Genomic DNA, 25,764 nt, shown 5'->3' with positions numbered 1-25,764 from the left:
TCAGCCACCCACTCCGGTGGCGTGTATCGGGTTGTCTCGAAGAACCCCATCCTCGATGCGGTACAGGCCCGGCTGGGCCCGCACCACCACCATCACCGTCAACAACAACAGCCCCAGCAGGAAGAGCAGCAGGCCCACACCCTGGCTCCGCGCCACGCCGAAGACTCCGCCCGCGCTGTCCGCGAGCGCTCCACCCGGAGCGAGCAGGGGCTCGAGCACCCGGTCCACGAGCGGCCCCGCGCCGAAGAACACGGTGACCGCCGTGCCTTCGCCCACCATGCGCCGCAAGCCGAACGCACGGCCCTGGAGCTCCGCTGGAATCTGGAGCTGCCACACGGCGTGGGAACAGCTCCACACCACGGGCATGCAGAACATGGCCACCCACCCCGCCACGGCCATGACCCCCACCGAGCCCCCGAGCCCCGCGCCCATCAGCGCCAGCCCCATCAGCGCGCCCGCGCCGAGCACTCCGTCCATCTTCCGGCGCGGCCCACCCCAGGTGCTCATGACCACGCTGCCGCACAGCGCGCCCACGCCCGCCACCGACATCACCATGCCCATCACCGTCGGCGACGCATGGGCCAGCAGCATCGGAGGCACCAGCACCTCCATGGCGCACAGGGTCATCGTCACCAGCGAGGCCAGCGCCAGCAGCCCCACCAGCCCCCGCCGCGCGGCCACGTACTCCCAGCCCCGCATCGCCTCGCGCCAGACCGGGCCCGGCCGCTCTTCCGCCGTCTGAGCTCGCGGCACCGCCGGGAAGCGCCGCAGGAGCAGCAGCCCCATGCCGATGAGGAAGGTGCTGAAGTCGAACACCAGCGCGGCCATCATCCCGCCCACCGCCAGCAACCCTCCCGCCAGCGTGGGCGCGAGGATGTCCGTCATTCCCTCCGACACCTGCACCAGCCCCACCGCCCGGGAGAGCCGCGCGGGAGGCACCAACTGCGAGATGGCGGCGTTCCAGGCGGGTGACTGCAGGGCGCTCGCGCTCGCGCCCGCCACCACCGCCAGGTAGAGGTGCCAGGACTGGAATTGGCCAGACCACAGCAGCCCGGCCATCCCCAGCGTGCACAGCGCCGCGGCCGAGTCCGCCCACAGCATCACCCGGCGCCGGTCGTACCGGTCCGCCACCACGCCCGTGAAGGGCAGCAGCAGCAGCACCGGCAGCGCGTCACACAGCGCCACCATGGCGAAGTCCGTCACCGCCCCCGTGCGCTGGAAGAGCCAGATGCCCAGGGCGAGCCGCGACACGCGCGAGCCCACCATCGACACCGCCTGCCCCAGCCAGATGGCGATGAAGGTCCTGAAGTCCGGCCCCTCCTGGCCGCTGTGTGCCTCGCGGATGCTCACGGGGCTACCGGTTCTCCAGCTCGGACAGCGGCACGAGCCCCGGCGTGGGCAGATCGGAAACACGCCGGTAGAGCGCCTCGCCGTGCTGGCCCCCCGAGTGCGGGAACTTCTCCAGGTACATGAGGCGGAAGCCCTGCTCGCGCAGGAAGGCGTCCACCTCCTCGAAGAGCGCGCAGCCCTCGTAGCGCCGCTCGAAGTTCACCTCGGTGAAGACGGTGTCCAGCCCCTCCAGGGTGCGCGGCGCTCCCTTCAGCGCGAGCAGCTCGCCGCCCTGGATGTTGAGGTAGAGCGCGTTGTAGGGAACCCCGCCCCCGTGTCGCTCCACCGCCGTGTCCAGCCGGAGCGTACGCACCTCCACGCGGGTCGGCGCGTGTGCGTCCGCCATCTCCTTCCCCACCAGCTTCACCCAATACTCATCGTCCGGCTTCAGGAGGGAGTTGAGGGTGGGCACTCCCGGCACCATGTAATACGCGGACGTTCCTTCCCGGTCCGACACCGCCGCGTGCACGCAGCGCACGCGCGCCGAGGCATGGCGCTCGAGCTGGGAGAAGTCCTCGGGGTTGGGCTCGATGCACAACACCGACTCGAAGCCCGCGTCGAGAAAGGCCCCGACATTCTCACCCACGTGGGCCCCCGCGTAGATGATGCCCTGGGGTTTCACGAGGTGTGTCTGGAACAAGGTACGCAGCGTGTACATGTCTCTGATTCCCGGGAACGTGTCAGGTGAGGGCGCTGTATAAGACATAGGTCTGTCATGCCCGCCCAACGCCCGCGTTCCCTCGCGCGGCGGCGGGGCATGTCAGACGCGCCGCTATCGTCCCCGTGAAAGCTTCGAGCGGCCCGGTTCCTCCATCCCTGGCATCGGGTTCATCTCACAAAGCCAGACACGACCCCGGTGACGGGCAAACCCGACACATGGAGCACGGACATCATCATGGAGGACACGGCCCCCCCACTCTCCACCGTCCGGGAGACGGCGGCGTCACCCAGACTGAAGGTGGATGAGCTGCGCCGCTTCCGGACCTATCTGTCCGAGGGCGAGCGCGCGGAGCTCTTCCGGCGCTACCACGAGCCGAGGCCCCTGGTGGCGCTCTGGCAGGTGGTGCAGTCGTGGGCGCTCGTCTTCGCCGGGTGGGCGGCGGTGGTGTACGTGTCCCCGCTGTGGCTCCCCCTGGCGCTCGTGCTGGTGGGCTCGCGGCAGCGCGCGCTCGGCAACACGCTGCACGACGCGGCCCACGGCAACATGTTCACGGGGCGCCGGACGAACCGCGGGGTGGCCACGCTCCTCTTCGGCCCCTGCATCTTCGAGGACTTCGAGGCGTACCGGCTCTCGCACCTGCGCCACCACGCCTACCTCGGAGACCCCGAGGGGGACCCGGACTTCCTCCCGCCGCCTCGTGACGCGGACGCCCGCGTGGTGCGCTCGCCGTGGCGCTTCTACCGGCACTTCCTGTTCAACGGCGCGCTGTGGCGCAAGTCCGTGCTGGGAGAGCTGCCACGTTTGAGCGGGGCCCAGCGCCTGCGAGTGGTCCTCTGGTGGGCCGTCCTGCTCACCGTGCTCGGCGTCCTCGGAGGCGCTCGCGCCGCGCTGTCATTCGCGGCCGTGTGGATGCTGGCGCGCGCCACCGTCTATCACGCCATCAAGGTGTTCGCGGAGATCTCCGACCATGTCGGGCTCGAGCCGGGAGGCATCGTCGGCTACACGCGCAACCTGCCGTCCAACGGGCTGGCGTTCTTCCTGCACCCGCACCACGACAACTACCACCTCACGCACCACATCTTCCCCCGCATCCCCCTGGCCAACCTGGCCCACATCCACCGGATGCTGGAGCCGCTCCCCGAGTACTCCGCGGCCAATCACTGCCACGGCTACTTCCTGGGTCCCACCGCGGTGGTGAAGAGCTGGACCACTCCGGCGTTCAACGCCGCCCGGCCTCCCGATGCCAGCGCTCCGGTCCCGCCGGAGCGCGTGGCCTGACGTCCTCCGTTCCACCCCCTCCTCGCGAGACACCCGAATGATCGCCCCAGCCCAACTCCAAACGTCCAGGTCGCTGCCCGTCGTCAACGCCTTCACCGAGTGGGATCTCCTGGAGGAGGTGATTGTCGGCGTGGTGGACAACGCCACCTTCCCCGAGTGGCACATCTCGCTGAAGGCCACCGTGCCGGACAACATGTGGGACCTCTTCCAGCGCAACGCGGGCCGCCCCTTCCCGCCCGAGCGCATCGCCGCGGCGAAGAAGGACCTGGAGGAGCTGGTCCACATCCTGGAGGCCGAGGGCGTCACCGTGCGGAGGCCGGAGGCGCTGGACTTCCGCCGGCCCATCGTCACGCCCCACTTCGCCAGCTCGGGCGGGCTGTACGCGGCCATGCCCCGCGACGTGCTGCTCGTGGTGGGGGATGAGGTCATCGAGTCGCCCATGGCGTGGCGCTCGCGCTACTTCGAGCCGCTGGCCTACCGCGCGCTCATCAAGGAGTACTTCCGCGCGGGCGCGCGCTGGACGGCCGCGCCCAAGCCGGAGCTCAAGGACGAGCTGTACGTGCACGACTTCGTGGACCCCACCGAGGACGAGCCGCCCCGCTACGTCATCACCGACACCGAGCCCACCTTCGACGCCGCGGACTTCATCAAGTTCGGGAGGGATCTGGTCGTCCAGAAGAGCAACGTCACCAACGAGTTCGGCATCCGGTGGCTGCAGCGCCACCTGGAGGGCCGCTTCCGGGTGCACGTGGTGGAGCCGCGCGACACCCACCCCATGCACATCGACGCCACCATCATGCCGCTGGCGCCGGGCAAGCTGCTGGTCAACCCGCACCGCTTCCCCAAGGTGCCCTCACTGTTCCGCGGCTGGGACATCCTCGAGGCGCCCACGCCCAGCATCCCCGACGGCCACCCGCTCTACATGACGAGCAAGTGGATCAACATGAACCTGCTCAGCCTGGACGAGAAGCGGGTCGTCGTGGAGCGCAGCGACGAGCCGATGATCTCCGCGCTGCGGCGGTGGGGCTTCACGCCCATTCCCTGCAACTTCCGCAACTTCAACACCTTCGGCGGCTCGTTCCACTGCGCCACGGTGGACGTGCGTCGCCGCGGCGATGCCGTGTCCTACCTCTGAAGCGCTGAAGAGAAGCACCGAAGACGCATGTTCTCCCCTCTCCCGCCCGCCCGACACATGAGCCCCTCTCCGTCCGCCATTCCCGAGGAAGCCGCGCCCCTCAGCCATCCCCAACGCCGCATCTGGTTGACGGAGCAGGTGGCTCCCGGCGGCGCGGTGGGCACGCTCGCCGGGTTGCTGGAGGTGAAGGGCGAGGTGGACGCCGGGTTGCTGGCCCGGGCGGCGCGGCTGTTCATGGAGCGGACGGAGGACGCGCGCGCGGAGGTGGTGGTGCACCAGGGCGAGCCCTTCCAGGTGCCCGCCCGGGGGCCGGTGGAGGAGGTGCCCGTGCGGGACTTCCGGGGTGGGCCCGAGCCCCGGGCCGCCGCGCTGGCCTGGGCCGGGGAGCGCGCACGCGAGCCGCTGAGCCCCGGGAAGGGATTGCTGCGCGAGCTGGCGGTGCTCACGTGGGGAGAGGGCTCGGCGCTCTTCGCGCGCTTCCACCACCTGCTCGCGGACGCGGCGTCGCTGGCCCTGCTCGGCCGGGGCGTGGGCAGGTTGTATGAGTCGCTCGCCGCGGGGCGCGAGCCGGAGCTCCCCACGCCGGGGCGCTATGCCGCCTTCCGTGAGGAGGAGAGGCAGTACCTGGCCTCGGAGGCGGCCGCCGGAGACCTGGCCGCGCTGCGCGAGGCGCTGGAAGGCGTGGAGGAGCCCACCCTGCTGGGAGAGTCCGGGCTGGCCCTCACCGGCACCCGCGCCGAGCGGCACACGCTGGTGCTGGAGCCCGGGTTGACGCGGGCCCTCCACGACCGGCTGCGCGAGTGGGGAAGTACGCCCAACCGATTCTTCTGCGCCCTCACGGGCCTCTTCCTCGGGAGGTTGTTGGGGCGGCGGGACGTGTGCCTCGGGACGTACCTGCACAATCGGAACTCGCGCCCGGCGATGCTCACCTTTGGCATGTGCGTGGCCACCGTGCCGCTGCGCCTGGAGCTGGAGCCCGAGAGCTCCTTCTCCGAGTGGTTGCCGCGCGCGGGCTCCCGCGTGGGGAACTTCCTCCGGCACGGCCGCTACCCGTATGAGTCGCTGCTGGAGCGGCTCGAGGCGCCGGCGCTGCGCCGCCAGGGCCTCTTCGACACCGTCGTCTCCTACCAGAACCAGCAGTACGAGAGCACCCTGGCCGGCCATCCGGTGGAGATCCACTGGCTGTTCAGCGGCCACGAGGCCCATGCGCTCGCGGTGCAGGTGAGCGATCGCACGCGTCAGGGCGAGCTGCGGGTGGACCTGGACGTGCGCACGGGCGCCTTCCCCGAGCAGGTGCCCGCCCGGCTCGCGGAGGGTTTCCGCGCGTTGCTGGAGGCGGTGGTGCGCGAGCCCGGCACACCGCTGGGGCGGCTGCCGCTGGTGGGCGAGGCCACGCGCGCGGAGCTGCTCGGACTGAATCCTCCCCCGCCCACCACGCCCGCTCCCGGGGACGCGCTGACGCCCATTCTCGAGCAGGCGGCGCGCACACCCGACGCGGTGGCCCTGCGCGCGGGCGGACAGCGGCTCACCTATGGCGAGCTGCTCGGCCGGGCCCGGCACCTCGCCGCGGAGCTCACCGCCCGGGGCGTGGGCAGGAACGACACGGTGGCGCTGTGCACGTCGCGCTCGGCGTCGCTGCTGGTGGGACAGCTCGGCGTCCTGTGCGCGGGCGCGGGCTGGTTGCCCCTGGAGCCGTCCCATCCTCCCGAGCGCCTGCGCTTCATGCTGGAGGACTCCGGCGCCCGGCTGGTGCTGCTGGACGCGGCCACCGCCTCGCTCGCCGACGTCCTGCCCGTGCCGGTCGTGCGGGTGGACATGCCCCGCGAGCCGGTGGCCCCGGCGCCCCTCCCCGCCCGCCCCGAGCCCGGGGACCTGGCCTACGTCCTCTATACGTCCGGCTCCACCGGCAACCCCAAGGGCGTGCTCATCGAGCACCACTGCGTGGGCAACTTCCTGGCCGCCATGGCCGAGGCCCTGCCGCTGGGGGAGCGCCCCCGGGTGCTGTGCTGCACGAACGCCACCTTCGACATCTTCGTGCTGGAGACGCTGCTGCCGCTGTCGCTCGGGCTGGAGGTGGTGCTGGCGGACGAGGAGGCCCAGGCCTCGCCGGAGCTGCTGGCCACCCTCATCCTCCGCGAGGGCCGCGGGCTGGTGCAGCTCACGCCCACCCGCCTCCAGCTCCTCCTGGGCCATCCGCTCGGGGAGCGGGCGCTGCGCTCGGTGCGCCTGCTGCTGGTGGGTGGAGAGCCGCTGCCCCCCGCGCTGCTGCGCACCGTGCGGAGCCTCACCCCGGCGCGCCTCTTCAACATGTATGGCCCCACGGAGACGACCGTCTGGTCCACCACCGCGGAGCTGAGCCAGCCGGGCAATGTCCACGTGGGCCGCCCGGTGCGTGCCACGCGGGTGTACGTGACGGACGCTCAGGGCGAGCTGCTGCCCCCGGGCGTGGTGGGCGAGGTGCTCATCGGCGGCGAGGGCGTGGCGCGCGGCTACCTGAACCGGCCCGAGCTGAACGCGGAGCGATTCATCCGCGGGCCCTACGACGCGGGGCGGCTGTACCGCACGGGAGACCTGGGCCGGTGGCGGGCGGATGGGAACCTGGAGCACCGGGGCCGCGCGGACCACCAGGTGAAGGTGCGCGGGCACCGGGTGGAGCTGGGTGAGGTGGAGTCGCGGATGATGGCCTCGGGCGTGGTGGCCAGCGCCGCGGTGGTGGTGCGCGAGGACGGCGCCGGGCAGGCGGTGCTCGCGGCCTTCTATGTGCCACGCGGGGACGACTCGGGCCTGCGGGGCCATCTGGCCGCGCACCTGCCGGACTACATGGTGCCCACGTACCTGGTGCCGCTGCCGGCCATGCCCACCCTGCCGAGCGGGAAGACGGATCGCAAGGCGCTGGGAAGGTGGCCGCTGGCCGTGCGCGCCCGCGAGGCCGTGCCACCCGAGGGCTCGCGGGAGAAGGAGCTGCTCGCGCTGTGGCACGAGGTGCTCGGCCGGGAGACGGGCGGCGTCACGGACGACTTCTTCGAGCAGGGCGGCCAGTCGCTGCTCGCCATCCAGTTGCTGCACCGCGTGGCCGGCACACTGGGCCGGCGCGTGCCGCTCTCGCGCTTCCTCTCGGCCCCCACCGTGCGCGGGCTGGCCGCGCTGCTCGACGAGGCCGAGGCCGCCCTGCCCCCCCTGGTGCCCACCGAGCCCGCCGCCCACCACCCCACCACCGCCGCCCAGCGGCGGATGTACCTGGTGCACGAGCGCAGCGGAGGCACGGACACCAGCTACCACATGACGGGCGCGCTGCGGCTGGAGGGCCCGCTGGACGAGGCCCGGCTGACGAGGGCCCTGGCCGGACTGGTGCATCGCCACGAGGCCCTGCGCACCTCCTTCCACCAGGTGGAGGGAGAGACGGTGCAGCGCGTGGGCAGTGCCGTGGAGCTGCCGCTGGAGCGCTGGGAGGCTCGGGGGGAGAACGTCTCCAGCCTGCTCGCGCGCTTCGTCCGGCCCTTCCGGCTCGACACCGCACCGCTGATGCGCGCGGGGCTGGCGCGTGTCTCGGAGTCCGAGGCGTTGCTGCTCGTGGATCTGCACCACCTCGTGGCGGACGCGGCCTCGGTGGAGGTGCTGGTGGAGGAGTTGTGGGCCCTCTATGAGGGGCGGACGCTCGAGGCCCCCGCCGTGCAGCCGAGGGACCACGCGGCCTGGCAGCGGCGGCTGGCCGGTGCTCCCGCGCTCCAGGAGGCCGAGGCGTGGTGGAGGCGTGAGCTGGCCCTGCCTCCGACACCGCTGGAGCTCGGCACCGGCAGGGCACGTCCCGCCACCGTCTCCAACGCCGGTGCCACGCACACGGAGGAGCTCCCCGCGGAGCTGGCGGCGAGTCTCCACACCCTGGCGCGCGCGCACGGCACCACGCTCTACAATGTGCTGCTGTCCGCGCTGACGCTGCTGCTGACGCGGCACTCGGGTATGAGGGAGCTGGTGGTGGGCGCCCCGGTGCTGGGACGTCCCCTCCCGGAGCTGGAGCGCATGGTGGGCCTGCTCACGCACACGCTCCCGCTGCGCAACCGCACGCGGCCGGGCATGACGGTGGCGGAGCTGCTCGCCGAGGTGTCCCAGCGCACCCGCGATGCGCTCGCCCGCGAGGCCGTGCCGCTGGACATGCTCCTGGAGGGCTCCTCCTCGGACGCCGGGGGCGCCACGTATGACGTGCTGCTGCTCGTGCGCGAGCCCCGGCCCCTGGAGCGGACGCCCGTGCACGGTCCACGCGTCCACCGGGTGGAGTACCCCATCCCCGCGGCCAAGGTGGATCTCACGCTGACGGCCGTGCCCTCGTCCACGGGCGGGGCGCTCGCGCTGGACTGGACGTACCGCACGGACGTGCTGGAGGGTGGGGAGGTGGCGGCGCTCGCCCGGCGCATGCGCCGCGTGCTGGAGCAGCTGGCCGAGGACTCCTCGCGGCCCCTCTCGGACGTGGACGTGCTCACCCCGGAGGACCGGGCCCGCCTGGACGCCTTCCACACCGTGCGCCAGCCCCACGCCACGGACGTCACGGTGCAGGGCCTGTTCACGGAGGTGGCCGCGCGGCACGCCTCGGACGTGGCGGTGTGGCACGAGGGCCGCTCGCTCACCTACGCGGAGCTGGAGGCTCGCTCCCGCCGGCTGGCGCGGACGCTGCGCGCGCTCGGCGTGGGTCCCGAGGTGCGCGTGGGCCTGCTCGCCGAGCCCTCGCTGGAGATGGTGGTGGCCATCCTCGGTGTGCTCGGAGCGGGCGGCGCCTGGGTGCCGTTGGATCCCTCCCACCCCGAGGAGCGGCTCGAGCTGTTGCTGCGCGACAGCGGCGTGGAGCTGCTGCTGCACCAGGGCGCCACACCGTGCCCCACCTCCTTCACCGGGCGCGTGCTGCGGCTGGAGGCGCCGTTGCTCTACGCGTCCGGCGAGGGGGCCCTGCCCGAGGTGGCCCGGCCCGAGCACCTCGCCTACGTCATCTATACCTCCGGGACGACGGGCACCCCCAAGGGGGTGATGCTGGAGCAGCGCCAGTTGTGCGCGCAGCTCGCCTGGCTGCGCCGCTTCTTCTCCGGGACGTCCCGGCGCATGCACCACATGCTGCTGGTCTCGCCCGCGGTGGACGTGTCGGTGCATCAAATCTTCCTGCCGCTGATGCGGGGCGACACGCTCTACCTGCCGCGCCAGGAGACCATCCTCTCGCCCGAGGCGCTCGCGGCCTATGTGGCGGCGCACCACATCGACGTGGTGGACTCGGTGCCGGCGCTGCTCAAGGGGCTGCTGGAGCGCGACGCGGCGGCGGGCCGGCTGGAAGTGGAGTACCTGTGCTTCGGTGGCGATGTGCTGAGCACGGACGTGGTGCGGCTGGTGGGCCGCAGCCTCCACATCCGCCACCTCATCAATTATTACGGGCCCACGGAGACGTGCCTCAACGCCACCGCGTTGATGACGCCCGAGTGGGAGCGGTTGGAGCGGGTACCCATCGGCCGGCCCTGTGACAACTACACCCTCCATGTGCTGGATGCGTCGCTCGCGGAGCTGCCGCCGGGCTGCGTGGGCGAGCTGTACGTGGGAGGCCCGGGCGTGGCGCGCGGCTACCTGGGGCGGCCCGAGCTGACGGCGGAGCGCTTCGTGCCGGACCCGTTCCACCCCGGCGGGCGGCTGTACCGCACGGGAGACCTGGGCCGGTGGCTGCCGGATGGACAGCTCGACTTCGTGGGCCGGGCGGACCAGCAGGTGAAGATTCGCGGCTACCGGGTGGAGAAGGGCGAGGTCGAGGCCACCCTGCGCCGCGCGGCCCTGCACTCGGGGACGGAGCTCTCCGAGTGCCTCGTGGAGGTGACGGACGCGGCCCCGCGCCGGCTGGTGGCCTTCCTCGTGCCCGGGCCGGGAGGGGCCGCGCCGGACGTGGCCCCGCTGCGCGCCGCCCTCAAGCGCTGGCTGCCCGCGTACATGGTGCCCTCGGCCTTCGTCCCCGTGGAGCGCCTGCCCCTCACGGTGAGTGGCAAGGTGGATCGCAAGGCGCTGCTCGCCCTGGCGGAGGAGCACGAGGCCGCGCAGCCGGAGCAGGGCGAGCCCCTGTCCCCCACCGAGGAGCGTGTGGCCTCCGTCTGGAGGGAGCTGCTGGGCGTGCGAGGCGTGCGTCCGGGCGACAACTTCTTCGACCTGGGAGGCCAGTCGCTGCAGGTCGTCCAGGTGGTGTCGCGCCTGCGCGAGGCCCTGGACGTGGACGTGCCGCTGCGGCTGCTCTTCGAGGCGGAGGACCTGGCGGCCCTGGCGCGCGGCGTGGAGGGGCTGACGCGGCGGACGGCCGGGCCGCCCTCCGTGGTACCCGTGGCCCGAACGGGCGCGCTGCCGCTGTCCTCCGCCCAGCAGCGGCTGTGGCTGTTGGACCAGTTGGAGCCGGGCAGCCCCCTCTACACCATCGCCGGAGCCCTGCGGCTGGAGGGCGAGCTGGACGTGGGTGCCACCGAGGAGGCGCTGCGCGCGCTGGTGGCGCGGCACGAGGCGCTGCGCACCCGCTTCGAGTCCGGGGCGGACGGACCCGTGGCGGTGGTGGAGCCCGCGCCGCCCTTCTCGCTGGAGCGGCTCACCCTCCCGGACACCGGGGCCAGTGCGCGCGAGCGGATGGACGCGGTGGTGGCCGAGGTGGCCCGGCGCCCCTTCGCGCTGGAGCGGGCGCCGCTCTTCCGGGCCGTGCTGGTGGAGGTGGGCGCCGGAGAGCACCTGCTCGTGCTGGCGCTCCACCACCTCATCGCGGATGGCTGGTCCCTGGCGGTGCTGAGCCGGGAGTTCGCCGCCCTCTACGAGGCGCGGACGCGAGGCGGAGAGGCCGCCCTGCCCCCGCTTCCGGTGCAGTACGTGGACGTGGCCGCGTGGCAGCGCGAGCACCTGACGGAGGAGGCGCAGGCGCCGCTGCTGGCCTTCTGGAAGAAGCACCTGGAGGGCCACACCGAGCTGAACCTGTCCACGGACTTCGCCCGGCCCCCGGTCCAGTCGCACCGGGGCGCCACGCTCGCGTGGGGACTGTCCGAGTCCCTGTCGGAGGGCGTGCGCGCGCTCGCCCGGGCCCGGGGTGTCACGCCCTTCATGGTGATGCTGGCCACCTTCCAGGCGCTGCTGCACCGCTACACGCGGCAGGAGTCGCTGACGCTCGGCATCCCCGTGGCCAACCGCGGCCAGCGCGAGGTGGAGGGCGTGGTGGGCTGCTTCGTCAACACGCTGGCCCTGCGCGTGGACGTGCGCGGCGGGCGCCCCTTCACGGAGCTGCTGGAGCAGGTGCGCGAGCGCACCGGGGAGGCGCTGGCGCACCAGGAGCTGCCCTTCGAGAAGCTGGTGGAGCACGTGCAGCCGCCGCGGGACACGAGCCGCTCGCCGCTCTTCCAGGTGATGTTCAGCTACGACGTGGCGCCCGAGGCCACGCTCCAGCTCGGCGGCCTGCGCCTCACGCCGTACGAGGCGGACACGGGCACGGCCAAGTTCGACCTGACGCTGAGCGTGCTGGAGCAACCCGGCGGGTTGCGCTGCTCGCTGGAGTACGCGACGGACCTGTTCCGCGAGGCCACCGTCTCCCGACTGGCGCGGCACTACGAGCAGCTGCTGTCCGCCGTGGTGCGGGAGCCCGGGCGGGCGGTGCGGCACCTGCCCCTGCTCACGCCCGAGGACACGGTGCTGCTGGCGCGCCACCGCGCCACCGCCGCCCCGCCCGGCGCCGCCCTCACGCTGCACGGCGCCTTCGAGGCCCAGGTGGCGCGCACGCCCGGAGCCGAGGCGCTGCGCCACGAGTCGCGCTCGCTCACCTACGCGGAGCTCGATGCGCGGGCCAATCAGCTCGCCCACGCGCTGCGGCGCCGGGGCGTGGGACTGGGCGCGCACGTGGGCATCCTGCTGGAGCGCTCGGTGGAGGCGCTGGTGGGCTTCCTCGGGGTACTCAAGGCGGGAGCGGCCTACGTGCCGTTGGACCCCGAGTACCCCCGCGAGCGCCTGGAGGCCATGCTGGAGGACTGTGGCGCCCGGCTGTTGCTCACCCGCTCCACGCTGCTCGAGCGGGTGGGCGCGCGCGGCGGGGAAGCGCTGGAGGTGCTGGACGTGGACGCCTGCCGCGCCGAGCTGGAGGCCGCGCCCCGCGAGGCGCCCCGGGTGGACGTGCCGCCCTCGGCCCCGGCCTACCTCATGTACACGTCGGGCTCCACGGGCCGGCCCAAGGCGGTGGTGGTGCCCCACCGGGCCGTGGAGGGCTACGCGCGCTCGTGCATCCAGCTCCACGGCTACACGTCCGCGGACCGGGTGTTGCAGTTCTCCACCCTCAGCTTCGATGCGAGCGTGGAGGAAATCTACCCGGCGCTGCTGAGCGGGGGCACGGTGGTGTTGCGCACCGAGGCCCTGTTGGATGCGCGCGAGCTGTGCGCGCGGTGCGAGGAGTGGGGCGTCACGCTGCTGTGGCTGCCCACGGCCTTCTGGGTGGAGCTGACGGGAGCGCTGGCCTCGGGCGCGGCGCGGCTGCCCGGGTGCGTGAGGACCGTGGCCGCGGGAGGCGAGAAGGTGCCCGCCGCGCAGGTGCTCCAGTGGCGGAGGGTGGCGGGCGGCGTGCGGCTGGGCAACGAGTACGGCCCCACGGAGACGACGGTGGTGGCGGTGGCCGCGGAGCTGGACGCCGTGGCGGACGAGGAGCTGCGGCGAGGCCTCGTCCCCATCGGCCGGCCAGTGCCGGGCATGAGGGCGTATGTGCTGGACGAGTCGCTCGGGCCCGTGCCGCCGGGAGTGCCCGGCGAGCTCTACCTGGGAGGCGCCCACGTGTCGTTGGGCTACCTCGGACGGCCGGAGCTGACGGCGGAGCGCTTCCTTCCGGACCCCTTCTCCCCCGAGCCGGGGGCGCGCTGCTACCGCACGGGGGACCTGGCGCGCCTGCTGCCGGACGGCTCGCTGGAGTACCTCGGCCGCACGGATCAGCAGCTCAAGTACCGTGGCTTCCGGGTGGAGCCAGGGGAGATTGAAGCGGTGCTCGGCCGGCACCCGGGGGTGAGGGAAGCGGTGGTGGTGCTGCGCGAGGACGCGCCGGGGGTGAAGCGGCTGGTGGGCTACGTGGTGCCCTCGGGAGGGGCGCCCCTGGAGGTAACGGAGCTGCGCGCCTTCGCCCGGGGCCAGCTTCCCGAGCACATGGTGCCCACGGCCCTGGTGGCGCTGCCGCACCTGCCGCTCACGCCGGGTGGCAAGGTGGACCGGGCCGCGCTGCCCGCGCCGGACACGGAGGCGGACGCTGCCCGCACGCCGCCCTCCACGCCGCTGGAGCTCGGGCTCGCCACCGTGTGGAGGGCGCTGCTGGGCGTGCCGCGGGTGGGCCTGGAGGACGACTTCTTCGAGCTGGGCGGCCACTCGCTGCTGGCCATGCGGGTGGTGGCGCGAGCGAGAGAGGAGCTGGGCCTCGAGGTGCCGCTGCGCGTCCTCTTCGAGCACCCCCGGCTGGGGGACCTGGCCCGGGCCCTGGAGGGGCGTTCGGCCGTGCCCGGGGACTCGCGGCGCATCACCCGGGTGGACCGAGGCGCCCGGCGCGTGAAACGTTGATGCGTCGGTGGAGTCCGCGCATGGGCGAGCAGCACCACCAGCGGCTGTGGTGTGGTTGTGACACGCGGCACGTGTCAGCATGAGCAGCAGGAAGAACGCCCATCCAATGGCATTTCGCCGAGCAGGAGGTCGCGGACCTCATGCGGAAGCTGTTCAAGGCCAATCGCCTCGACAGGATCGAGGTCCTCCCATGAGGGAAACGTATTACGTTGGAGCGTACTGGCTGGCACGGAGAGAGACGGTCGAGGAGTGTGCGCGTCGGACGGAAGCCCTCTTCAGCCTGCTCGCATCATGCGACCCAAGCCTCGCCCATTGGTTCAAGAAGGGCCGAACCCTCGAGAAAGCGCTGCAACACCGCTTCGAAACCGATGCGGCGAGTCTCGCGAAGCTCTTCCACCAGCAAGCACAGAAGGAAGGGCGCTTCGCAACGGACGGCTTCTCCCTGAGAGGATGGAACGGGGTAACGCATGAGGCGGCAAGCAGCCTTTCCCTGCTCTGCGGTGACGCATCCATCTGGGTCTCCAACCTGTGCCTCTTCGACCCGCCCGCGGAAGGTCCCGCCGAGGAGCGTGTGCTCCAAGCCCCCGTCCTCGCGCGGATACTCCGGGCCATGGCCGTGGCCTTCGAGCCCGAGTGGGGCCTCGCCACCTCCCATGAGCTTCGAGACGAGGTATGGCCAGAATCGACGCCGGGCGGCACCTTCATCGGCTGGCTCACGTACTTCTCCCACCGCCGTGGCCCCCTGCCGCCCCTGCCATCCCCCGTCCACACCGAGCCCGTGGAGGACAAGGGCACGCTCGTCATCCTCACCCCCGAGCGCCTCACCGCCGCCAACCCCACCCACGTGGCCCTGGCCCGCGATGTCTCCGAGCGCCTCGCCCACGCCGGCCTCCTCACCCCCCTGCGCCCCTGGAATGAATGACGCCGTTCATCGACTCGGCCAAAGGGATGGTGTAGAAACCCCGGCTGTCATCTGGCCGCGACCTTCGCGGCCGGGAGGGGTGGACGAGACGACGCACGGCAGACGCGCCAGGTAGCGCGAGTGGTCGAGAGAGGTCCGGAAAGCATCAGCCTTCGCGCCTCGAGCGCGGGAGCGGCGCTGCGCCGCTCTGGAAGCAATGCAGGACACTCTCCGCAAGGTAGCCTGTTCTTGGCGCTCTCCCGGTAGAGGGGTCTAGGCCTCTCGGGGAGCTGAGCCAACGACGCAACCGCCGTTTCCCCAAGAGGCCTAGACCCCTCTACCGGGGAGCGCCGGTGAGGCTACCGTGCCCCAGGTGAGCATGTGGTGATTCCAGGCCTCTCTCGACCGCTCGCGCCGCCCCGTCCCCCCCTCCTCGTGACGACTCCTCGCATCAACGAGGTGCTGTGATGACCGCGAAGCTCGAGACGTTCGTCCCCGCCGCGGCCCCGGTGGTCGTGCCCGCCCCCGCTCCCGCCGCCCCCTCGGCCAATGTCGTGGCGCGGCGTGAAGTCTCCCAGCGCGAGGAGCAGGCCCGGCTCGCCCGTTGGAAGGCGATTGAAGAGGCCGGCGGCCAGGAGGCGTGGGTCGAGGCCGAGCTCAAGGCCAGGGGGCTCGCGCCCGAGCACGAGGATCCGAGCGGACTCTCGGAAAAAGAGAAGACGGCCTGGAAGGAGAAGAAGAAGGCCGAGGCCGCCGAGCGCCGCGCGTTGAAGCGTCTGGCGTGGGAGGCGTGGCGCACCGCGCACATCAACCACCTGGGCGCGGGGGTGCACTGGGAGGAGGCGGGAGGCCCGGACACGTTCGACCTGAAGGACCGCGAGGAGCGGGCCAGGGCCAACGGGCTGCCGGAGCTGGAGTCGGCGCAGACGCTGGCGAAGGCGCTGGGGCTGAGCGTGTCGCGGCTGCGCTGGTTCGCCTACCACCGCGAGGTGGACACGGGGACGCACTACCGCAGTTGGGAGATTCCCAAGCGGGACGGTGGGAAGCGGACCATCACCTCGCCGAAGAAGGAGTTGAAGGAGGCGCAGCGCTGGGTGCTCGCCAACGTCGTCGAGCGGCTGCCGGTGCACGGGGCGGCGCACGGCTTCGTGGCGGGGCGCTCCATCGTCACCAACGCGATGGCGCACAAGGGCGCGGACGTGGTGGTGAAGATGGACATCAAGGACTTCTTCCCCTCGGTGACGTGGCAGCGGGTGAAGGGGCTGTTGCGCAAGGGGGGGCTGGCGGAGGGCACGGCGACGCTGCTCGCGCTGATGGCCACGGAGGCGCCGCGCGAGGTGGTGCAGTTCCGCGGCAAGACGCTGTACGTGGCGAAGGGCCCGCGCGCGCTGCCGCAGGGAGCGCCGACGTCTCCGGGGATTACGAACGCGCTGTGCCTGCGGCTGGACAAGCGGCTGTCGGCGCTGTCGAGGCGGCTGGGCTTCGCGTACACGCGCTACGCGGATGACATGACGTTCTCCTGGAAGAAGAGCCGGGGGAAGACGGAGGCCCCGGTGGCGGTGCTGATCGCCCGGGTGGAGAAGGTGTTGGAGGCGGAGGGCTTCCGGGTGCATCCGGACAAGACGCGGGTGATGCGTCCGGGGAACCGGCAGGTGGTGACGGGGCTGGTGGTGAACGAGGCCGCGAAGGGCCAGCCCGGAGCGCGAGTACCGCGCGAGGTGGTGCGCCAGCTGCGGGCGGCACTGCACAACCGGGAGAAGGGCAAGCCGGGCAAGGAGGGCGAGACGCTCGACCAGCTCAAGGGCATGGCCGCCTTCATCCACATGACGGACCCCGCGAAGGGCCGCGCCTTCCTGGAACGCCTCAGCGCGCTGGAGAAGCGCGAGGCGTGAGCCCTGCCAGACACCGGCCCGGCGCTCCACGCTGGAGGGGTGTGTCATCTGGATGACTGGACGGGGGCGGGGCCGCTTGTTATCGACAAGGCGCTTCCATCGCGAAGCCATGGGGATCGCGGGCGCCGCGGTCCCCTCCCCCATCAATCAAAGGATGAAGTCCCCATGACAGCGCTCACCCCCGACGAGGCGAGTGACCTCGCCTATCAGGCATTCATGTATGGCTATCCGATGGTCGACAACTATCGGGTACTCTGGGAGAGCATCATCTCCACGGGGCAGCAATTCAACACGCTGTATGGCAACGCCCGCCTCTACGGTCCCGAGGACACGACCATCGTCACTCCCAACAACGACACTGCTTATTCCCAGGGGTGGCTCGACCTGGGAACCGAGCCCATCGTGTTGCAGGTGCCGAACGTCCCCCAGGATCCGCCGCGCTACTACAGCTTCCAGATCATCGACGCCTTCACCAACAATGTCCGTTACATCGGCTCGCTAACGACGGGAACGCAGGCGGGCAACTACGTCCTCGCAGGCCCCGACTCGACGCCCGGCGAGGTCCCGGGTGCAACCGTCTTCCACATGCCAGGCAGGTACATCTTCCTGATCGGGCGCACGCAGGTCTTCGACAAGGCGGACCTTCCGGCGGTCCAGGCGCTCATGGATCAGTACAAGCTCGTCCCGCTCTCCACGTTCCTCCAGCAGACGCCGCCCGCGGCCGTGCCGCCGCCCACGTTCCTCCCCATCCAGTCCTCCTTTATCGAGACGCTGGCGTTCTTCGAGTACCTCAACCTGACCCTGAGCTTCCAGACGCCTCCAGCGGGAGATGAGCCGCTCCTGGAGCGCTTCAAGCGGATTGGCGTGGGCGATGGCATGACCTTCGACCCCACCCAGCTGGAGCCGGAGATCGCCGGAGCGCTCCAGCAGGGGCTCCTCAGGGCCAACACCGCCATCAACGCCATGACGACGCAAGGAGCCACCAAGAATGGATGGGTCCTCCCGGTGGTGGACCGTGAATATTTCGGCACCAACTGGTGGCCTGACTACGAGTTCCGCTCCATGGTGGCGCGGTCGGGCATCTACGCGAACTCACCGAGCGAGGCCATCTACTACAGAGGCTACACGGACGCCGCGTCGAAAGACCTGGATGGGGGACTCGCGTACACGCTGACCTTCCAGGCAAGCGAGATTCCCCAGGCACAGGCCTTCTGGTCGCTGACCATGTATGGAGCCAATCAACTCCTGGTCCCCAACCCCATCGGACGCTACTCGCTCGGGAGTGACTCGAAGCTGACCACCGCCGCCGATGGCTCCGTGACGCTCTACATCCAGGGGGACGCCCCCAAGGATACGGCCCTGCTGGCCAACTGGCTCCCCTCGCCCAAGGAGGGCTCGTTCTACGTCGTGCTCCGCATCTACGGCCCGGAGAATAAGGGCTATGTCCCGCCGGGTATCGTGGTGGCGGGCGCCGCGCAGTAGAAGCCAGACGGGAAGCTCTCACGCCCCCGAGGAGCCCCTGCATCCTGCATGCACGCCGGCCTCCTCGGCGGTGGTCCCCGGTGCCCACCGTGCCGGGGCGGCGGCGCTCAAACGGCCTCACCCCGGCGTCCACGGACGCAGCAGCGCGCGCGCCGGGGCTCCGTCCGAGCCCGCGACGCGCAAAGGCAGACACACCAGCTCGTAGTCTCCTGGCACCGCCTCGCCCAGGTACAGCCCCTCGATGATCCAGATGCCCGCGTCGAGCAGCGTGCGGTGCACCGCCGGGCTGTCCTCGTGGAAGCCCGCCACCGACAGGTAATCCACCCCCACGCACCCCACCCGGCGCTCGGCGAGGAAGTCCGCCGCCTCCCGCGTCAGCCCGATGAAGGACTCCTGGAACGGCAGCTCCCACCAGCGCCGGTCCGAGTTGCGCGTGCGCAGCAACAACTTCTCCCCAGGCTTCGGGTCGTGCACCCGCAGCGCCTCCGCGCGCACCTGCCCGTCCCCCGGCACGTGCACCACGCGCGCCCGGCCCATCGTGGCGTCCAGCGGCAGCTCGTCGATGCCCGCCCTCCCCGAGAAGAAGTGCACCGGCGCGTCCACGTGCGTCCCCGCGTGCGCGCTCAAGGACAGGTGCGTGACGTTGGCGTCCGCGCCCTCCTCCAGCGCCCGCACCCGTTTGATCTCCGGGACCGGGTCTCCCGGGTAATGAGGCATCGCGGAGGACAGCGGAATGGAGACATCCAGCCAGGCCGAGGAGGGAGTCTGTGCCATCTCCTCACAATCTGGAGGCCGGGCCCCGAGAGGAAGCCTCCCTCCGGACTCCGCCACGCGGTTGAACACCTCGAAGTGCCCCGTGGCTCGCCAGGCAACACCCCACCCTCTCACAGCGCGCGAAACCCGCCCACGCGCGGTGTCTCGTCCCACCGCGCTCGCCTGCCCGCTCGCTCCGAGGACAGGCCTCCAGTGTGGCTGGAGCGGCCACCATCTGCTACGAATGAGCCCACTTCCACCCCGGGGACTTCCCCCCCGCCCGAGGGTGGTGGCCCGGCATGAATTTCCCTTCGCGGCTGCACGCACTGGCGGCATTTCTGCCCGGCTCCCTGGTGCGCGCCCTCCAGGAGGACACCTCCCGGCCGCGCGCCGGTGCCCTCCGTGAGCAGCAGGGCGCCGTCCTCTTCGCCGACCTGACGGGTTTCACCGCCGTGGCCGAGGCCCTCGAGAACAGCGGCCCCGCCGGCGCCGAGCGGCTCCGCGGCATTCTCGACGCCTTCTTCTCCAGCCTCATCGACACCCTTCTCGCCCATGGCGGAGACGTGCTGCGCTTCGCCGGTGACGCGCTCGTGGCCCTCTGGCCCGTGGAGGCGGACGGAGACCTGGCACAAGCGGTGCGGCTCGCGGCCCAGTGCGCCCAGGCCGCCCAGGGCCTCATCGACGGCAGCCAGCCCGTGGACGGCGTGCGGCTGCGCCTCAAGGTGGGCATCGGCGCCGGCACCGTGCGCCTGTCCGACGTGGGCGGCGAGCGGGGCCGCTGGGACTTCCTCGCCTCGGGCGAGCCCCTGCTGGAGATGGCCCAGGCCCAGGGCGCGGCGCTGCCGGGGGAGATCATCCTCGGCCCTCGTGCCTGGCCCCTGCTGCCACGTGCCCAGGGCGAGCCCCGGGGCGCCGCGGGCTGGAAGTTGTTGTCCATGGAGCCCGGGCCGCTGCCGGACGTGCGCCTCCAGGAGCCGGTGCCTCCGGAATTGGAGCCCGCGCTGTGCTCCTACCTGCCGCGCGTGGTGACGCACCGCCTGGAGGCCGGCCACGGCCAGTGGCTCTCCGAGTTCCGCACCGTCACGGTGCTGTTCATCAACCTCGCCGCGCCCGGCTTCGCCTCCGGCCAGCGTCCCGAGGAGTTGCAGCGCGCGGTGAGCACCCTCCAGTCCGTCCTCTTCCGCTACGGGGGCAGCGCCAACCAGGTGGTGGTGGACGACAAGGGCCTCGTCATGGTGGCCGCCTTCGGGCTGCCTCCCCTGTCCCACGAGGACGACGCGGCGCGCGCGGTGCAGACGGCGTTGGACCTGCGGGGCGCGCTCCAGGTGCTGAATCTGCAGTACCGGCTGGGGCTGGCCACCGGGCGCGTCTTCTGCGGCACCACCGGCGGGGCCACGCGGCGCGAGTACGTGATGGTGGGCCACACGGTGAACCTCGCCGCGCGGCTCATGCAGGCCGCGGTGGACGACGTGCTGTGCGATGCCACCACGTTGCGGCTGGCCTCCTCGCGGCTGCGCTTCGAGACGCTCGCGCCCCTGAAGATGAAGGGGATTACACACCCGGTGCCCGTGTTCCGCCCCGAGCCCGGCGGCGACACCCCCACGGCCTCCGGGCCGGGCACCCGGCTGGTGGGCCGGCAGGAGGAGCGCACCCGGCTGGCCTCGGCGGTGCGAGCGCTGGCGGAGCGGGGCGTGGGCGGCACCGTGCTCCTCGAGGGCGAGGCCGGCATCGGCAAGTCCGTGCTGGTGGGCGAGCTGCTCGAGCGCGCCCGCGCCGCGGGACTGTCCACCGCGCTCGGCCTGGGCACCTCCGTGGAGGGCTCTCCCGGCTGGCACGCGTGGCGCTCCGTCTTCTCGCGCCTGCTGGAGCTGGAGGGACTGCCGGACGAGGCCGCCCGCACCGCGCGCCTCCTGGAGCGGCTGAGCGCCTGGCCCGAGCAGGAGGCGTGGGCCCCGCTGCTCAACGACGTGCTGCCCGTGGAGGTGCCGGAGAACGACGCCGTGCACAACATGCCGGCCCCCCTGCGCGCCGCCACCACCCGCGAGCTGCTGGTGCAACTGCTCGACGACCGCGCCCGCGAGCGGCCCCGGATGGTGGTGCTCGACGACGCGCACTGGATGGACTCCGCCTCGTGGGAGCTCGCGCTCGCCGTGCAGCGGCGGGTGAAGCGGTTGCTGCTGGTGCTCTCCACCCGTCCCCCCAATGAGTCCACGCCCGCCGGGTACCGCCAGCTGCGCGACTCGCCCGGCACCGTGCACCTGCCCCTGGGGCGCATGTCCTATGAGGACGTGCTGGCCCTGGTGCGCCAGCGGCTCGGCGCGCGCCACCTGCCCGCCCAGGCCGCCACCTTCATCCGGGACCGTGCCGAGGGCCACCCCCTCTTCAGCGAGGAGCTCGCCTGTGCCCTGCGCGACGCCGGCTACCTCGTCATCGAGCGCGGCGAGTGCCGGCTGGGCGCCCGCTCCGTGGAGAAGATGGCCCTGGAGCTGCCCGGCACCATCCAGGGCCTCATCACCAGCCGCATCGACCGGCTCACCCAGCAGCAACAGCTCACCCTCAAGGTGGCCAGCGTGCTCGGCCGCGCCTTCCCCTTCGAGCTGCTGCGCGCCGTGCACCCGGTGGAGGCGGACCGGCCCACGCTGCCGCAACAGCTCGCCGAGCTGGAGCGGTTGGACCTGGTGCAGCGCGAGGAGTCCGGCACGGGCCCGGCGTATGCCTTCAAGCACGTGCTCATCCAGGAAGCGGCCTACCACCTGATGGCCTTCTCCCAGCGGCGGGAGCTGCACCGTGCCGTGGCGCTGCTGCACGAGCGCGAGCAGGAGGAGCGGGGCGAGCAGCTCCAGCCGCTGCTGGCGCACCACTGGCGGATGGCCGAGCAGCCCGAGCGCGCGCTGGAGCACCTGGAGCGGGCCGCGGAGGCCGCCGTGTCCCGAGGAGCGCACGCGGAGACGGTGGCCCTGCTCAAGCGGGCCCTGGAGCTGGCCGCGAGCGGCGGCGAGCCGGTGGACGCGCTGCGCGAGGCCCGGTGGAGCGCTCGGCTGGGCGCCGCGTACCACGCGCTGGGCGAGACGGAGCACAGCCTGCGCCACTGTGACGCGGCCCTGCGCCTGCTGGGGCAGACGCGGCCCGGCTCACGCGCGGGTTGGGGTGGCCGGCTGGCATGGGAGGTGACGCGACACGTGGGGCACATGCTGCTGGGACGCTGGCTGCCCGCACCGCGCCTGGAGGCGGAGCGGGAGCGGCTCACCCTGGCCGCGGGCATCTTCAGCACCCTCGCCCAGCAGAGCTTCTACGCGGACCGGATGCTGGAGCACTTCACCGCCAACTTCACCGCCGTGAACCTCGCCGAGGCGGCGCGCGAGTTCTCCACCTCCACCCCGGCCTACAACTCGCTGGGCTACATGGCCGGCCTGGGGCGGATGCACGGGCTGGCGCGCCGCTACTTCCACCGTGCCAGCCCCCCGGGAGGCTCGCGCAGCCCGCATACCGACATCGTCGAGGGTTCCTGGCACCTCACCTTCGGGCGCTGGGAGGAGGGCCTGCGGCTGGTGGAGCTGGGCATCGCCGGGGCCCGCCGCCTCCATGAGCATTTCACCCTGTGCACCGGCCTGGAGGTGCTGGGCATGGGGCTGGAGCTGGCGCGCGAGCCGGGCGCCGCCCAGTACGTGCGCGAGTCCATGCTGCGCGAGGCCACCGAGGTCTCCAACGTCGTCAACGTGCTGTGGGCCCTCACGGAGATGACGCCCACGCTGCTGCTGCTCGCCCGGCAGGACGAGGCGGCCGAGCGGTTGCGCGAGGCGGAGGTGCTGCTCGGCCTGGCGGACCCCAGCAACGCGCTGCGCTTCCGCTGCAACGCGGCGCTCGTGGCCTGGCGTCAGGGCGAGCCCGGCCGGGTGCTCCTCCACGCGCGCGAGGCCCTGCGTCTGCTGCACAAGCGTCCGCTGGTGATGTGGTCGGACCTCACCTCCCTCACCTCGCTGGTGCAGGCGTGTCTGGAGCTCTGGGAGGCCGCGCGCGGCACCGGAGACACCGAGCCCCGGGCGCTGGCCACCGCGTCCCTCCGGGTGCTGCGCAAGGCGAGCCGCCTCCACCCCACCGCCCACAGCCGCACCGCCCGTCTCGAGGGCACGTCCGCGTGGCTCGAGGGCCGCACCGGCCGGGCCCGGGCGCTGTGGGGGCGCGCCGTCGAGCTGGCGAACACCTGGCGCCTGCCCACCGACGAGGGGCTCGCCCACTACGAGCTGGCCCGGACCTCCGAGCCCGGCGGCACCCGCGCGCTCCACCTCTCGCGGGCCCGCCACATCTTCGAGCACCTGGACGCACCGGGCCCGCTCCGGGCGCTCGAGGCCCTGGAGCAGCCCCTGCTGCCCGCGCCCGCGAAGGCCTCGGCCGGCTGACCCCCCAAGGGTCATCACGCCGCGTCGATGGTGCCTCCGGGCCGGACGCGGAAGTCTCTCCGGGAGAAGCTCGCCGCGAGCTCTCCGGGCCGCGAGCCGTAGTTCATATCCACCTCGCCGCTGGGAATGAGGTGGTACGCGGCCTTCACCTCCTCGGGGCCCACCTCCACCACCGTGAAGCCGTGGGCGTTGGTGTCCACGAAGGCGATGCCCGGGTTGCCCTCGCGGAAGGTGTCCGCCTGCTCGGTGACGACGTAGCGGTAGACGGCCGAGCCCGGAGGGAAGCCCGCTGCCTCCACCGCCGCGCCGGCCTCCTCCTGCACGGCGGACGAGGAGATGGCGGGCGCGGTGAGGCAGGGCACCCCCTGCTCCACCGACGCGAAGGCCGCGTGGATGTCCCCCGCGACGACGAGCGCGTGGCCATCGGTGCGCTCCCGCAGCGCCGCCAGCAGCGAGCTCCGCTTGTCGGGGAAGCCGTCCCACTGGTCCACGCTGAAGTAGTAGCGGTTGCGCACCGAGGGCGGCTCGACGTCCGGCTTCGCCCTCAGGTCCCAGATCATCGACGTCGTGGACACCGAGCTCGCCATCACCTTCCACGTCTGGGGGCTGACGCCCTCCTGCAACTGCCCCAGCAGCCACGCCTCCTGGTCCTCGCCGAGCGCGTGCTGGGCGGCGCCGTCCGAGGTGCTGTAACGCCAGGCCGCGTACACGTCGAAGGTGTCCTTGATGACCACGTTGCGCGCGCCGATGCTGGAGAACAGCTCCTGCTTGCCCATGTGCACGAAGGCGAGTCCCCGGGGCTTGCCCACGGGGTCGATGGGCCCGGCCCCCGGCTGCGCCGCCGCCTGCAACACCGGGTTGGCGTAGGCCAGCGCGAGGTTGCCCCGCACGAGCGACTCGGCCCGCGCCGAGGCCGCCTCGGCCGTCAGCCCCGCTCCCACCGCGAGCTGCACGTACGCGCCTCGCAGCACGGCCCGCTGGGCGGGGAACTCGTCGATGTTCACGTAGGCGAAGGCATCGGCCGCGAAGGCCCCGGTGAGTCCCAGCGAGGCCAGCACCGCCGCGTCCATGGCCACCGTGGCGGGGTACGCATCCTCGGGGATGAGGTGGTCCGGCCGGTAGGTGCGGTAGTCCGTGACGAACAGCCGCAGGTGCTTGCCGAAGACGAAGTCCCGGTAGATGCGCGTGTCCGGGTAGCGGGACAGCTCCTCCGGGTCGATGACCCCCGCTCCCGCGTCGGTGTCGAGCGGCATGTACTCGAAGAAGGCGAGCTCCGCGTTGCGCCGCCGCTCGGGTTGGAACTCCTCGGTGCGCCCGTCGGTGTACGTGGCGTGGGCGTCCCAGCAGTCGTTGGAGAACTCGTGGTCATCCCAGACGACGATGAACGGGTAGCGCTCGTGCACCTTCTGGAGGAAGGGGTCCGAGCGGTAGGTGCGATAGAGGTCGCGGTAGTTGGACAGGGATTGGGCGACGAGCTCCTCGCGTCCTCCGCCGAGGTCCCTGGGCAGGGCGGAGCCGGGGTCGGAGAAACGCACGACGCGCGTGGGGTCCGGCGAGGACACGGCCGCGGAGTCGGACTCGTAGACGTAGTCGCCGACGAAGAGGACGAAGTCGAGGTCCTCGCCGAGCTGTAGCAGGCGTTGCCAGGAGTTGTAGTAGCGGCCACGGAAGTCCTGGCAGTTGGCCACGGCGAAGCGGACGGGGGTTTTCGCGTCGTAGGCGGGAGCGGTGCGGGTACGGCCCACGGGCGAGCCCAGGCGCGGCCCATCCTGCTCGACGATGAAGCGGTAGTAGTAGCGCGTCCGCGGCTCGAGGCGGGTCACCTTCACCTGGAGGGTGTGGTCCTGCGCGGCCCTGGCGAGCAACCCGGTTTCCTCCAGGACGCGGTGTTCGAACGCCTCGTCCCGGGCGACCACCAGGGTGAGCGCGATGTCGGTGTCGGGGCGCTGGGGGTCCACCGCGCGCGTCCACAGCACCACGCTGAGGGCACGTGGATCTCCCGAGGCCACGGACTGCGGGAAGAACGCACGCCCGTCTTCCACGGGCGGCTCATCGTCATGACAGCCGAAGGCGGTGCTCGCCGCGGCGGCGACGAGGCACTTCAGGACGGTGCGGCGGTGCAGGGACTGGGACAAGGAGACTCCTCCGCGTCGGGCCGGGCGGGGGGCCCGGAGCGCGCGAAGGTACGCGGCGCACGAAGACAGACGGCTCCGACTCCAGGGCAACGTGTCTTCCGTTGGCCATGCGCGAGCCGGAGAGCATCCACTATCTGTCTGAATATCCCCTCGCCCTCCGGGAGAGGGTCGGGGTGAGGGTAT

11 protein-coding genes are annotated in these 25,764 nt (G+C 72.0%); 7 read left to right on the top strand and 4 right to left on the bottom strand.

The annotated features are described in order from the left end of the window. The gene (locus Q664_RS19565; protein ID WP_052518389.1) at window positions 1-1,350 is read right to left on the bottom strand and encodes an MFS transporter; all 1,350 of its coding nucleotides are present in this window, start codon (window positions 1,348-1,350) and stop codon (window positions 1-3) included. Between the two features lie 4 nt (window positions 1,351-1,354). After that, window positions 1,355-2,047, bottom strand: coding sequence for an FkbM family methyltransferase (locus tag Q664_RS19560; RefSeq protein WP_043397609.1), 693 nt, complete (start codon window positions 2,045-2,047; stop codon window positions 1,355-1,357). Window positions 2,048-2,284: 237 nt separating this feature from the next. Here Q664_RS19560 and Q664_RS19555 point away from each other — a divergent pair, with 237 nt between their 5' ends. From Q664_RS19555 to Q664_RS19530, 6 genes are all read left to right on the top strand, one after another. Then, window positions 2,285-3,328 (top strand): fatty acid desaturase family protein, encoded by a 1,044-nt coding sequence (locus Q664_RS19555; RefSeq protein WP_052518388.1) that lies wholly within the window; start codon window positions 2,285-2,287, stop codon window positions 3,326-3,328. A 37-nt stretch (window positions 3,329-3,365) separates the two neighbouring features. Continuing rightward, complete coding sequence (locus Q664_RS19550; protein ID WP_043397607.1) at window positions 3,366-4,463, top strand: amidinotransferase; 1,098 nt, start codon at window positions 3,366-3,368, stop codon at window positions 4,461-4,463. A gap of 57 nt (window positions 4,464-4,520) precedes the next feature. After that, the gene (locus Q664_RS19545; RefSeq protein WP_052518387.1) at window positions 4,521-14,021 is read left to right on the top strand and encodes a non-ribosomal peptide synthetase; all 9,501 of its coding nucleotides are present in this window, start codon (window positions 4,521-4,523) and stop codon (window positions 14,019-14,021) included. Between the two features lie 190 nt (window positions 14,022-14,211). After that, the gene (locus Q664_RS19540; RefSeq protein WP_043397604.1) at window positions 14,212-14,943 is read left to right on the top strand and encodes an immunity 52 family protein; all 732 of its coding nucleotides are present in this window, start codon (window positions 14,212-14,214) and stop codon (window positions 14,941-14,943) included. Window positions 14,944-15,389: 446 nt separating this feature from the next. Beyond that, complete coding sequence (locus tag Q664_RS19535; RefSeq protein WP_043397601.1) at window positions 15,390-16,814, top strand: reverse transcriptase family protein; 1,425 nt, start codon at window positions 15,390-15,392, stop codon at window positions 16,812-16,814. A 165-nt stretch (window positions 16,815-16,979) separates the two neighbouring features. After that, entirely contained in the window at window positions 16,980-18,296 is a 1,317-nt protein-coding gene (locus Q664_RS19530) for a DUF1254 domain-containing protein (RefSeq protein ID WP_052518386.1), read from the top strand. Window positions 18,297-18,413: 117 nt separating this feature from the next. Here the strand turns inward: Q664_RS19530 and Q664_RS19525 are convergent, their stop codons facing one another. Further along, window positions 18,414-19,070, bottom strand: coding sequence for a cyclase family protein (locus Q664_RS19525; protein WP_043397597.1), 657 nt, complete (start codon window positions 19,068-19,070; stop codon window positions 18,414-18,416). A gap of 278 nt (window positions 19,071-19,348) precedes the next feature. Here Q664_RS19525 and Q664_RS19520 point away from each other — a divergent pair, with 278 nt between their 5' ends. Continuing rightward, the gene (locus Q664_RS19520; protein ID WP_043397594.1) at window positions 19,349-23,446 is read left to right on the top strand and encodes an AAA family ATPase; all 4,098 of its coding nucleotides are present in this window, start codon (window positions 19,349-19,351) and stop codon (window positions 23,444-23,446) included. 14 nt (window positions 23,447-23,460) lie between these two features. Here the strand turns inward: Q664_RS19520 and Q664_RS19515 are convergent, their stop codons facing one another. Beyond that, on the bottom strand, window positions 23,461-25,581 hold the full coding sequence (locus Q664_RS19515; protein WP_084610123.1) for an alkaline phosphatase D family protein: 2,121 nt from the start codon (window positions 25,579-25,581) through the stop codon (window positions 23,461-23,463). Window positions 25,582-25,764: the final 183 nt, after the last annotated feature.

The organism is Archangium violaceum Cb vi76 (genome assembly GCF_000733295.1).
Classification (GTDB): domain Bacteria; phylum Myxococcota; class Myxococcia; order Myxococcales; family Myxococcaceae; genus Archangium; species Archangium violaceum.
The sequence above is the reverse complement of the archived record's forward strand: the minus strand, read 5'-3'. Positions and strand labels throughout refer to the sequence as shown.